The organism is Bacillus sp. 007/AIA-02/001 (assembly GCF_004634455.1).
Taxonomy (GTDB): Bacteria; Bacillota; Bacilli; order Bacillales; family Bacillaceae_G; genus Bacillus_A; species Bacillus_A cereus.
Window position 1 is genome coordinate 22,442 of sequence record NZ_SEIY01000027.1, and the last position, 12,650, is coordinate 35,091.

Here is a 12,650-nt window from a genome sequence, read left to right on the forward strand (position 1 = left end):
AAATGACATGGCGGCTTTAGATAAAAGCTTACCTTTGGAATATCAATCCGAACAAAGCAGATTGAATATCCTAGGATTCTGGATTTTTCTTGGGGCTGAAATTATGCTGTTCGCAACACTTTTCGCCTCTTATCTAGTCCTTGCTGGTCGTACGGCAGATGGCCCAACACCAGCGCAATTGTTTGAACTTAAAACGCTTTTAATTCAAACATTACTACTTTTAACAAGTAGTTTTACATGCGGTATCGTAATTCATGAAATGCGTAAGCATAACCAAAAAGCGATGCTTGGATGGTTCGTCCTTACATTACTTTTAGGTGCAGGTTTCCTATTCTTTGAGATCGAAGAGTTCATTATGTACATTGGTGAAGGCGCAACAATTCAAACAAGTGCTTTCTTATCTGGATTCTTCGTTCTTCTTGGAACGCACGGAGCTCACGTAACAGGCGGTATCATTTGGGCAACTTGTGTTATTATCCAAATTTTAAAACGAGGTTTAACACCAGTTACAGCTCGTAAAGTATTCATTATCAGCTTATACTGGCATTTCCTTGATCTAGTTTGGGTCTTTATTTACACACTAGTTTACTTGAACGGGATGGTGGCGTAAATGGCTCAAAACAACAATCAAGCAAACGGGCATGCGCATAGCGGATTCCCTTGGTCACACGTTTTCGGATTTATTTTATCGCTTGCATTAACGTTTCTAGCGTTATACGTGGCACTTTACACAACATTGCCACTTTCAACAGTCTTAACAACTATTATCATAATGGCTGTTGCGCAAGCATTGTTACAATTAATTATGTTCATGCATTTAAAAGAAGGAGAAGGAAGAGTTCAAATTCTTACAATGATATACAGTTTCTTCGTTGCAACTGCAACAGTTGGTTTAACTGTATGGATCTTCTTCTCAATGTAATGTACATGAAAAAGACTGCTGAGATTCCTCAGCAGTCTTTTTTTATCCCCTCCCCTATTACATCCACATTACGGAATTAACAACAGAATCATGAAAAATATACTTATTATGACAAATGTTAAGAAAAATCTTTCTTTATGAAATCGAATCCATATGCGTTGCTTTTCTACCTATTATATGGCTAAATAGGTACTATATTTATTTGAAGGGAGAGAACGCAATGGAACATCATACTTCTGTTCTATCACTTATGGTTGTCGTTGCAATCGCGTTTTTCGTTCCCCTTTTGTTACAACGCTTTAAATTAAAAGCACTTCCTGTTGTCGTTGCAGAAATTATTGCAGGAATCTTTGTAGGTAAAAGTGGGTTTAATATTATTGAGCCAGATATATGGCTTCAAGTTTTATCAACATTAGGATTTATCTTCCTCATGTTCTTAAGCGGTTTAGAAATTGATTTTTCTATCTTTAAACAAAAAGGGAAAAAAAATACGACAAACGAGCCAAATACATTTCAAGTAGCAAGCATTATCTTCTTATTTATTTTCATCTTATCTTATGCCCTATCATTACTATTCGTATGGCTAGGATTTGTAGATAATGCAATGTTCATGACTTTAATTATTTCAACTATTTCTTTAGGTGTTGTTGTACCAACATTAAAAGAAAACAACCTAGGAAAAACTGCAATCGGACAAATCATTTTATTAGTTGCTGTTATCGCAGACTTAGTTACAATGATTTTACTCGCTGTTTTCGTCGGATTAAATTCCGAAAGCGGTCAAAGTATGTGGCTCTTACTTATTCTATTCGGTGCCGGTATTGTCATTTACTTTATTGCAAAACGCTTTAAAAACATTCCATACTTAGATAGTTTAAAAGCTGGTAGTGTACAAATTGATACACGAGCTGTTTTTGCACTCATTTTAATCTTAGTTGGGTTATCGGAATCTGTTGGAGCAGAAAATATTTTAGGTGCCTTCTTAGCAGGTGTACTTGTATCGTTATTATCACCAAATGAAGATATGGTGGAAAAACTTGATTCTATCGGCTATGGTTTCTTCATCCCTATTTTCTTCGTAATGGTTGGTGTAAATCTAGAGGTGTGGTCTATTTTCAAAGAACCTTCTAGCATGCTAATGATTCCAATCTTAATTGTAGGACTCTTTATTTCGAAACTCTTACCATCACTCGTCTTAAGAAAATGGTATCCACGTAATATCGTACTTGGAAGTGCAATCTTATTAACATCGACACTTTCTTTAGTTATTGCGGCTGCACAAATTGGTGAAAAACTGGAGATCATCAGTCCAAGTTTATCTGCCTCTCTTATTTTAAGCGCAGTTATTACTTGTATTTTTGCACCTATATTGTTTAAAAAAATGTTCCCAAAAGTAGAAACACCAAAACCAAAAGTAGCTATTATTGGCGCGAGCAGAATTACCCTTCCGTTATCACTAGATTTAAAACGAGAAGATTATGACGTAACGCTATATATGATGCGTCAAAACAAAATAAATGATGAAGAAGCGAAATCACATGACTTCCCTATCGTGAAATTAGATGACATCACAATCGCATCATTAACTGAACAAACAGCATTTGATGCAGATCGCGTCGTTGTTGCAACAAGCGATGATGAACAAAACTTATTATTGGCAGAACATGCAAAAGAGCTAGGTGTTGAACATGTTATTGCAAGTGTAGAAGATCCACTTCTACAAGAAAAAGCAACGCAAGAACATATCGCTGTATTCTCAACAATTAACTCTACACGTATTTTATTACGTGCACTTATTGATAAACCTAGTCTCGTTCGCTTAATTACAACAGCAAACGAAACAGTACGTGAAGTTGAACTGCGCAGCAATAAATATAACGGCGTTGCGCTTCGCCGCCTCCCGTTTTTAGGTGATGTACTTGTCATTCAAATCTACCGCGGTAACAAAGCATTAATACCACATGGTGATACAAGACTACAACACGGTGACACATTACTTGTAACAGGTTCAAAAGAACATATCGATACACTAAAAAACATATTAGAGTAAAAAAATGCCCCTCACATAATTGAGGGGCATTTTTTTAACTTCATATGGTAAAATGTTACTATCACATATTATGAGGATGGATCACATTATGTCTATTGTAACTTTAGCTCTTTTATTATTAGCAGAAATACTCGTTGCCATTATTCTCATCGGTGTTAGTATTGAGATTTGTAGTTACGGATGGAAAAAATCGAATGGAATAAAATATTCTTGCCTCCTACTTTCACTCCTTCTCGGAACTGCTAGCATACTCGGACTTCTCGCCGCACCTGCTTATTTCTTTATACAATTAACAGAAAAGGCCTTATAAGAAAGGATGTTAATATGATTATCGTGAAAAATATTGAGGGATCTGAAACTTACGTATTACGTCAAAAAATTTTACGCCCCAATCAAACATTAGCAGATTGTAAATATCCTTCCGATTATGAAACAGACACCTTCCACTTAGGCGCATTTATAAACGATGAACTAATTAGTATCGCTTCCTTCTCAAAAGAAATATACCCTGACCTACCAGCCGGTATTCATTATCGTCTACGAGGAATGGCCACATTACCTGAGTTTCGAAACAACCACGCTGGAAGCTCCTTAATTCAGAATGCAGAACAAATCTTACAAGAGCGTCAAGCAAATATGTTATGGTGTAATGGCCGAATTACTGTAGCTGACTATTACAAGCGATTAGGCTTTCAGGAGCATGGTGAAATTTTTGAAATTGAACCAATTGGCCTTCATAAAGTTTTGTATAAAAAGATATAAGAAAAGCTTTCCTCAATACGGGAAAGCCTTTCTTATATTTCAATCTTCTCTTTTTATTTTTTTCATATATATGTATATAAACAAACTAGGAACTAAAAAACAAGCAAACATAATAAGTCCTGTCATACTAATTTCCTTTATCGAAATATCTGGTGTTACAACGATACAAATAGCTAAAATCCCAATAATAATACCCACCGGAATGAATAATAGCTTCATAAAATAACGACGCGACACTCCGCCCGTATGCTCATACACTTCCACTGAATTTTTCAGATTTAAAAAGTTAATAATTATTATCCCGCCCATAAATACCATTAATAAATCCGAAACACTTTCATATCCTGCCCCTTGCAAGACATAGCGGTAAAAGACGATAGCTAGTATGACGATATTTTGTAAGATGAAAGCTAATCTAATATGTTTTAACCCTTCAATCATTAAACGTTCATCTTTCACGATTTTCATCCTACCACTCCTTTTCCTCCCAAAACAAATCATTCAACGTTTTATCTACTGCATAACAAATTTTTAAACATAAATCTAAAGATGGATTGTATTTCCCCTTCTCAATTAAACTAATCGTTTGCCTTGTAACGCCTACTTTTTCTGCTAATTGTTGCTGTGTTAAATCTAACTGAACACGCGCGACTTTTATTTTACTTACAGCCATTCATGTTCCTCCTCCACCTTTATTGTAACATATATATTGCATTATGTAATTTATATTTTACGAAACCAATTAAGTTTTCACCTTATCCCAATTGGTGCGGGCTAATACACAGTGAGGATATCCCCTACTGCCTATAGTTTCACTTTATTATACACAAAAAGGGAGCCTCCCATAAGAAGGCCCTCTCCTATATTTATATTATAAGAATAAATGACATCCAAATAAGAATGCAAATAAGTATAGTAATGGATGTACTTCCATCCCTTTACCCTTCACAATTTTCAAGACTGGATATACTAAAAATCCAATTGCGATTCCATTTGCAATACTAGATGTTAACGGAATACCTATAAAAATTAAAAATGCTGGTAACGCATCTTCAAATTCATTCCAATTAATATCTCGAATGCTTTGTGCCATTAAACTACCTACTATAATTAATGAAGGAGCTGTAATAGCGGCTACACTTGATAAAGAAGCAATAACAGGACTAAAAAATGCCGTTATAATTGTTAGACCAACAACTACAATCCCTGTTAATCCAGTTTTACCACCTGCAGCAATACCTGCTGACGATTCAATCGTCGCTGCTGTTGGGCTTGTTCCAAAGATAGAACCTGTAGTCCCGCCAATTGCATCTGCAATAAACGCTTTACCAAAACGCTTCTCTGTATTGTCTGTAATTAAACCTGCTTGTTTAATTAAACCGAGTAATGCACCTGTTGTATCGAATAAAAGTACAAGTAAAAATGAAAATACAACGCCGTATAATCCGTATTCAATTACATCTGAAAAGGCATTGATTGGGTTTGAAACGATGATACCCTCTGGTAAATGAGGCATCGCCACAATTTTATCAGCAAACTTCAATTGCCCTGTAAAGAAGGCAATAATTCCTGTCACAATCATACTAATAAATAATGCACCGCTCACACGCAATGTCATTAATACCGCCGCTAATATTAAACCAATTAAAGTTAAAATAACAGCTGGAGAATGAAAATCACCAATCGTAACTAAATTAGACGGATGACCCACGATAATTCCAGAAAGGCGCAATCCAATAAAAGCAATAAATAGTCCAATTCCACCTGCAATTGCATGCTTTAAACTATCAGGAATTGCTAAAATTAACTTTTGCCTAAACGAAGTAAAAGATAATAAAAGAAAAATAATCCCCGTTACAAATACAGCTGAAAAGGCAACTACATATGTAATCCCTTCTGCCTTCTGTACAACAGAATAAGCAAAATATGCATTCATTCCCATAGCTGGAGCAATAACAATCGGGTAATTCGCGAAAATCGCCATACCTACTGTTCCAACAACGGTTGCAATAATTGTTGCTGTAAACGCTTGGTCAAATGGTACACCTGCATCAGATAATATTTTTGGATTGATGACAAGAATATACGCAAATGTAAAAAAAGTTGTGATGCCAGCTAAAAACTCTTGCTTCACAGAAGTGTTATATTTTTGTAATTGAAACATGCTTATGTACCCTTCCTACACCTGAATTATTATCACACATTCTTTTTCTTACTAGTATGTGAGAAATTATAATACTTAATCTTAACAATCAATAAAAAGAAGAGTCAATATATTCCCTAATAGTTCGAATTTTAAGTTTAAGTCTGACAAGTACAGATGTAGTACAGTTCATTATGATTATTTTTGTAGCATAACAGATAGAAATGTTTTATAATTTGAAATAGTTAAATATTTAGTAAACGCATTCAAATATCGTTCACTCTACAAGGGGGATTCTTCTTATGCAGCACACAAACAAATCTGGAACTTTAAATCGTGGTTTAAAAGAACGACATATTACTTTAATGTCACTGGGCTCAGCTATTGGCGTTGGGCTATTTTTAGGATCCGCTTCCGCCATTAAACTAGCAGGTCCTTCTATTTTGCTAGGCTATATGATTGCCGGTCTCGTTATTTTTTTCATTATGCGAGCGCTTGGGGAAATGGCAATTGAACAACCTGTTGCTGGTTCTTTTAGTAAATATGCATATGATTATATTGGACCACTCGCTGGTTATATTACTGGTTGGAATTACTGGTTCTTATGGGTTGTTACTTGTATGGCTGAAATTACAGCAGCTGGCATTTACATGCAGTACTGGTTCCCTGATATCCCGCGCTGGACTTGGGCATTACTTGCTCTATTATTAATGAGCGCTTTTAACTTCTTATCGGTAAAAGTATTTGGAGAACTTGAGTTTTGGTTTGCTCTCATTAAAATTGTCACAATTATCTGTATGATAGTAGTCGGAGCTGGTATTATTTTATTCGGATTCGGAAACGGTGGTATCGCTACTGGTATTTCAAATCTTTGGTCACATGGTGGCTGGTTCCCAAATGGATTTTCTGGGTTACTACTCTCCATGCAGATGGTACTATTCGCTTATTTAGGCGTTGAATTAATCGGCGTTACAGCTGGTGAGGCTCAAAATCCGAAGAAAACACTCGCAAAGGCAATTGATAACGTATTTTGGAGAATTCTACTCTTTTACGTTGGGGCATTATTCGTTATGATGGCAATTTATCCATGGAACGAACTTGGTGAGAAAGGCAGTCCATTCGTATTAACATTCCAGCAAATTGGTATCGCAAAAGCAGCAGGTATTATTAACTTTGTCGTATTAACAGCAGCTCTTTCTTCTTGTAACGGTGGTTTATTTAGTACAGGCCGTATGCTATATACATTAGCTCAGCAGAAAAAAGCTCCTGAAAGATTTGGTCGTTTAAATAAAAATGGCATTCCAAGCCAAGGAATTGTAGCAACTGCTATCGTTTTACTAATTGGTGTTATATTAAACTATCTTGTACCTGCAAAGGTATTTACATGGCTTACTAGCATTTCAACTTTCGGTGCAATTTGGACTTGGGGCATTATATTAGTCGCTCAAATTAAATTCCGTAAAAGCTTGCCTACTCAAAATAAACAAAAGTTATCATATAAAATGCCTTTATACCCATTAAGCTCATATTTCTCACTTGCCTTCCTTGCACTAGTCTTATGTATAATGGCGTATTCAGAAGATACACGAATTGCATTGATTGTCGGCCCAATTTGGCTTATCGGCTTAGCAATCGTATATTACATGAAAGGGTTTCATAAGATTGATGAAACACCTAACTCAAAAATTAGTTAAGCAAAACATCCCTTCCTTATTACTTGGAAGGGATGTTTTTATATCTATATAAATATTTCTCAACAAAATTCACGGTATTTTTACAATTTTTTAATATTTTTTATGTTTTCCGTCTTTATTTTTACAGAAAAATAAATTACATTATTAAAGCACATATATTTATTATTAGGGGGATTCTTCTATGAAGAATAAAAAATGGATTACATTTTCTTTAGCAACAGCAATTACACTAAGTATAGGGACCTCGTTCATACCGTCTACTTATGCCGAAAGCTCTGTAGACCCAGCTCCTGAAATTGCTGCAAAAGTTGTAAATCAAAACAATGGGAAGAAAGTATTATTTGATAATACACACGGTCAAACTGCTGGGACAGCTGACTGGGTTATTGACGGCGGCTTTTCTGACTTCGGAAACGGCATTGCAAAAAACGGATATCACGTAAAGGAACTTCGTAAATCAACACCTATTACGTACGAAGATTTAAAAGATTACAATGTATTTATCGTTCCAGAAGCTAATATTCCTTACAAAAAATCTGAGCAGGACGCTATGTTACAATATGTAAAAAATGGTGGTAGTATCTTCTTTATTGCTGATCATTACAATGCAGATCGTAATAAAAATCGCTGGGACTCTTCTGAAGTATTTAATGGATATAGACGCGGTGCTTGGGATAATCCAGCAAAAGGAATGTCTAATGAAGAAGCAAATTCACAAGCTATGCAAGGAGTAGAAAGCTCTGATTGGCTCTCTGACAACTTCGGTATTCGCTTCCACTACAATGCACTTGGTGATGTTTCAGCGAAAACAATTGTATCACCTGAACAATCTTTCGGAATTACAAAAGGTGTTTCGTCTGTAGCAATGCATGCTGGTTCTACTCTAGCAATTACAAACCCAAAACTAGCAAAAGGACTTGTTTACCTTCCAGAAAATCCATCAAAATGGAATAACGCTGTTGATAGTGGCGTTTATAATGGCGGTGGTATTGCAGAAGGCCCATATGCTGCAATTGCAAAAGTAGGACTTGGAAAAGCTGCCTTTATTGGTGACTCTTCTCCTGTTGAAGATGCTACGCCAAAGTACGTTCGTGAAGATTCTGGCCAAACAAAGAAAACTTACGATGGTTATAAAGAAGAAAACGATGCTATCTTATTAGAAAACATCGTAAATTGGTTATCGAATAAAGAGACATTTACAAGTTTAGATCAAGTAAATGGTTTACAACTTGATTCACCTACAGCTCTACAGACATTTGAACAGCCAAGCTTATCAACAGAACCACAACCTGAACCTTGGGGTGCACCAAATGCAGGTTATCAATGGTTTAATACAAATACTTTCAAACCAGGTTCATACGGTTATAATGGTGCGGTAACAACAAGCGACTACGTCGTTACACACCCTAGCATTCTACCAAACAATGAAATTTTCCAAATGAAGATTCAAGTAAACAACTTACTACCTAATACAACTTATAACAACTATTCTTTAGGTATCTTCACTACTGGAGGAACACAAGTGGCTAAAGTACAAAATGCAAACGGCACTTGGCCATCTACTTTTGGATATAGCAGTGCATTTTCTTTCACAACAAACAGCTTAGGCTCTGCTGAGAAAGTTGTAAATGTACAGATTGATTCAAATACAATTGGACAAGCAACGCTTCGTCTACGCCAAAATACAACAACGAAATATAATGAAACTGTAACAATTAATAAGAAATAATAAAAAAGGCAATCCATACATGGATTGCCTTCTTCTCACTTCTCTTCCTTCGAGAAAAACATTCTTGAAATAACGATACCTATACTACCGACGATTAGGAATAACACTGCCCTAATCATCATCGATACCTCTGGTAAGTCAAGTAAGAATAACTTCCCTACCGTTACGACTAAAACGACTAAACCAGCATATAATATTTCATTCATATTTCTATTTCTTCCAAACCAAACCGCAAATAATGCATATACCATCCATAATAACGATACTGATACACTAATTACGCTTCCATCTGTAGATAAAACTTCACCGATTCTCGTAATTGTAATAAATACAATTATCATAAACCAATAGAGCACTATAGAATACATATATTTGCCGAAGCTCGCTAATACTTCTTTCGCTTCTCTCATGCAATAATAGAACGTTCCTATTAAAATAAGATGAGCAACAAAGCCTGCCGAAATAAATTGATCAAACGGGCTAAAAATAGTCTGTATCATTCCAATTGCGTAAACCGTCGCACTAACATACAATTTTATCTGTTGTTTTACTTTAATAGAAGTGACCATGCCGAGGAAACCTTGTAATAATAGTACAATCGCTGCATTCACTAAACTATACTCATATAAAATTGCTAAACTAAATGCTCCCATTGCGAAACCAAATAAGAGATTTGTAAATGTAGAATGTCTATTTTTCCTATATTCAAATACGAACATAGCGGCATGCACGATTGCACTAATAATTAATCCCCATGTTGTAAAATCATGTATTTTTGAAATAGCTAGTATAAAGAACACTGCATTTGCACTAAATATCGCTAAACGTGGTTCTAGTATAAAACTTCTCTCCGTAAACATATGCCAAAATAATAGTAAATGAATCAAACCATATACAATCGTTAACTGTATTTGCAAGTTCTCTACTAACATTGACATAACAGCAAAGAAAACGAAAAGGACAATGGCTGCAACAGCGTAAGAAATCATATATAAGTATTTATAACGATTTTTCAACGCATACCATAATAAACTAAGTGTTAATACTGTCTCATATCCAAAGAAAATATAAGGATTAGGAGTCGTACTATTTAACAAGAATGGTACGAAGAACGCTCCGACCGCTACGAAAATAGTGAGATATTCCGATTGATATCTTTTCGCTAAATAAATACCTAAAATAACCCATGCAATATTACAGAGAAACGCGACACTTGCCGGAATAAATCCATATAAATAATGTGCTGCAAACGTTGTTAGAACAATCCCGGTAATACTTCCTCCAGCTAATACTAACCCTAACGCCTGCCGCTCTCTTTTAATTTGAATATCTCCTATATAATACAATCCGATAGATAATACGATACCAAACACAATTCGTATCGCTGGTGTTAATAAGCCAGCATCTACCCCTGCTTTAAATAACCAGATCACTCCAAGCAACATAATACCGACAAATACACGCGGTAACCATGTTTGACAAAACTTAATAATATTAAATGGCTCTGGTTTAAAAGCAGATATATCTACTTGTTTTACCTGACGTTCTTGCAAAGGCTCTTTTATCTTAACTATTTCTTCTTTTGGCTTTTCCTCCATTACCGTTTCAATATATTCTTTCTTGTTCTTACTAACATGTTGCTGAGCGTTTTCTACTTCTATTTCCCTTTGCTTTACTTTTAATTCAGCAAGTGCTTCTTGAATTGTTTCAATTGCCGTTTCGAGTGCTTCTATTTTCTTATCCAAATCCTTCTTCATACGCTCCCCCCTCATTTGTAACTCTCATTAAACCTATATATTACCAATTATCTTTATCATACTCCTAGTCTATTCATTTTCAATAGTATTTTTTCCAAAAAAAGAAAGGCGTCTTCCAAAATCGGAAAACACCTTTTTACTCAGTTATTCTTATTTAAAACAATGCTAACGATGAAACCAAGACACATGCCTACAATAGCTGGAACAATCCACCCAACACCTTCTGTATAAAACGGAATGTATTTTAATGCTGACGTCCACTGATTCATCATTACATTTTTATTTAAAATATCAATTGCACTAAATATCGCTACAACCAAAACAGTTACTGCATATACGTATGCATACTTTCCAATATACTGATGGAATAACCCTAGAATAATAAGCGTTAACGCAATTGGATAAATAAATCCAAGAATTGGTACTGATACTTTTAAAATTTGCGTTAACCCTAAATTAGCTAAAATCATACTAACAACGCTTACTATAAATGCCCACAATTTATAAGATACTTTCGGAAATGCACTCGCAAAAAATTGACTACAAGACGTAACAAGTCCAATTGAAACACATAAACACGCGATAGTAAAAATAAGACCTAATAAAACGACTCCGCCCTGTCCAAATAATGTAATCATAACTTGTGCTAACACTTTCGCACCGTTATCGAATGTTCCTAATGAGCCACTAATTGCCCCCATATATCCAAGGATGACATAAATAATCGATAATAATAATCCTGCCCCAATGCCAGCAATACTCATATATTTCGCTAAACCTTTATCATCTTCAATACCCTTTGCACGTAATGCATTTGCAATAACAATTCCAAAGATTAAAGCAGCTAACGCATCCATTGTTAAATATCCATCTAAAAACCCTTGAAACATAGGAGCTTGTCCATAGTTCCCTATTGGTTCTTTCATATCTCCTACCGTTGTAAACATACTCTTTATAAAAATGAGTGCAATCATACATAATAATAACGGCGTCAAGACTTTTCCAAACAACCCCATTAATTTAGATGGGGATAAACTTAACCAGTAAACAATACTAAAGAAAATAACTGTGTAAAACAATAATAATCCGTTTCCTGCTTCAGGGAATAACTGACCTGGCCCCATTTCAAAAGCTAAACTTCCCGCACGTGGTATACCAAGCCCAGGTCCAATAAATACATACACGATACATGGAAAAATAATTGCAAATGAAGAATGAACCCTACCCGCTAACGTTTGAAAACTTCCTGCTTTTGCAATGGAGATAACACCTAATATAGGAAGACCTGTTGCTGATATAATAAATCCTACTAATGAAATCCAAACATGTTCTCCTGCTTCATATCCAAGGAAAGGTGGAAATATCAGATTCCCTGCTCCAAAGAACATAGAGAATAACATAAGGCTAATAAGTAAAATTTCTTTTTTCTGTAACAATTTCATTTCTTTCTCCTTCTTTAATTTCATCTTTTATGAAATCAATTTCACATATAAAAAAGTACAATAACCCGCTTCCTTACAAAGAAAACATAGTCCATAGTCTATCACAAAAGAAACACCCATTCTATAGCTATTCCTCTTTTCCAATTTCTTC

The 12,650-nt window shown here is 35.2% G+C and carries 12 protein-coding genes; 7 read left to right on the top strand and 5 right to left on the bottom strand.

Going from position 1 to position 12,650, the window contains the following annotated elements; all coding sequences use genetic code 11:
- The first annotated feature begins 7 nt into the window (after positions 1-7).
- From qoxC to ES895_RS27555, 5 genes are all read left to right on the top strand, one after another.
- A complete protein-coding gene (gene qoxC / locus ES895_RS27535) occupies positions 8-610 on the top strand; it encodes a cytochrome aa3 quinol oxidase subunit III (protein WP_000729318.1) in 603 nt (200 codons plus the stop codon).
- Positions 611-922 carry a cytochrome aa3 quinol oxidase subunit IV gene (gene qoxD / locus ES895_RS27540; RefSeq protein WP_000068425.1) on the top strand — a complete coding sequence of 104 codons (312 nt, stop codon included), beginning with the start codon at positions 611-613 and terminating at the stop codon, positions 920-922.
- Between the two features lie 220 nt (positions 923-1,142).
- Complete coding sequence (locus ES895_RS27545; RefSeq protein WP_000399972.1) at positions 1,143-2,972, top strand: monovalent cation:proton antiporter family protein; 1,830 nt, start codon at positions 1,143-1,145, stop codon at positions 2,970-2,972.
- 52 nt (positions 2,973-3,024) lie between these two features.
- Positions 3,025-3,282 carry a DUF4022 family protein gene (locus ES895_RS27550; RefSeq protein ID WP_044129536.1) on the top strand — a complete coding sequence of 86 codons (258 nt, stop codon included), beginning with the start codon at positions 3,025-3,027 and terminating at the stop codon, positions 3,280-3,282.
- Between the two features lie 14 nt (positions 3,283-3,296).
- On the top strand, positions 3,297-3,734 hold the full coding sequence (locus ES895_RS27555) for a GNAT family N-acetyltransferase (protein WP_000587679.1): 438 nt from the start codon (positions 3,297-3,299) through the stop codon (positions 3,732-3,734).
- A 39-nt stretch (positions 3,735-3,773) separates the two neighbouring features.
- On the opposite strand, the gene ES895_RS27560 is transcribed toward ES895_RS27555, so the two are convergent.
- From ES895_RS27560 to ES895_RS27570, 3 genes are all read right to left on the bottom strand, one after another.
- The gene (locus ES895_RS27560; protein ID WP_000706629.1) at positions 3,774-4,202 is read right to left on the bottom strand and encodes a hypothetical protein; all 429 of its coding nucleotides are present in this window, start codon (positions 4,200-4,202) and stop codon (positions 3,774-3,776) included.
- A gap of 1 nt (position 4,203) precedes the next feature.
- Complete coding sequence (locus ES895_RS27565; protein ID WP_000301183.1) at positions 4,204-4,407, bottom strand: helix-turn-helix transcriptional regulator; 204 nt, start codon at positions 4,405-4,407, stop codon at positions 4,204-4,206.
- Positions 4,408-4,605: 198 nt separating this feature from the next.
- Positions 4,606-5,898, bottom strand: a complete 1,293-nt coding sequence (locus ES895_RS27570) for an NCS2 family permease (protein ID WP_000487197.1) — start codon at positions 5,896-5,898, stop codon at positions 4,606-4,608.
- A 281-nt stretch (positions 5,899-6,179) separates the two neighbouring features.
- On the opposite strand from ES895_RS27570, the gene ES895_RS27575 reads away from it, so the two are divergent.
- A complete protein-coding gene (locus ES895_RS27575; RefSeq protein WP_001164895.1) occupies positions 6,180-7,571 on the top strand; it encodes an amino acid permease in 1,392 nt (463 codons plus the stop codon).
- A 181-nt stretch (positions 7,572-7,752) separates the two neighbouring features.
- Positions 7,753-9,300: a DNA-binding protein gene (locus ES895_RS27580; protein ID WP_135238817.1), complete on the top strand. Its 1,548-nt coding sequence runs from the start codon at positions 7,753-7,755 to the stop codon at positions 9,298-9,300.
- Positions 9,301-9,335: 35 nt separating this feature from the next.
- On the opposite strand, the gene ES895_RS27585 is transcribed toward ES895_RS27580, so the two are convergent.
- Together ES895_RS27585 and brnQ1 are read right to left on the bottom strand one after the other, a co-directional pair.
- A complete protein-coding gene (locus ES895_RS27585; protein ID WP_000710927.1) occupies positions 9,336-11,057 on the bottom strand; it encodes a DUF2339 domain-containing protein in 1,722 nt (573 codons plus the stop codon).
- 140 nt (positions 11,058-11,197) lie between these two features.
- Entirely contained in the window at positions 11,198-12,499 is a 1,302-nt protein-coding gene (brnQ1, locus tag ES895_RS27590; RefSeq protein ID WP_135238818.1) for a branched-chain amino acid transport system II carrier protein BrnQ1, read from the bottom strand.
- Between the last annotated feature and the right edge of the window lie 151 nt (positions 12,500-12,650).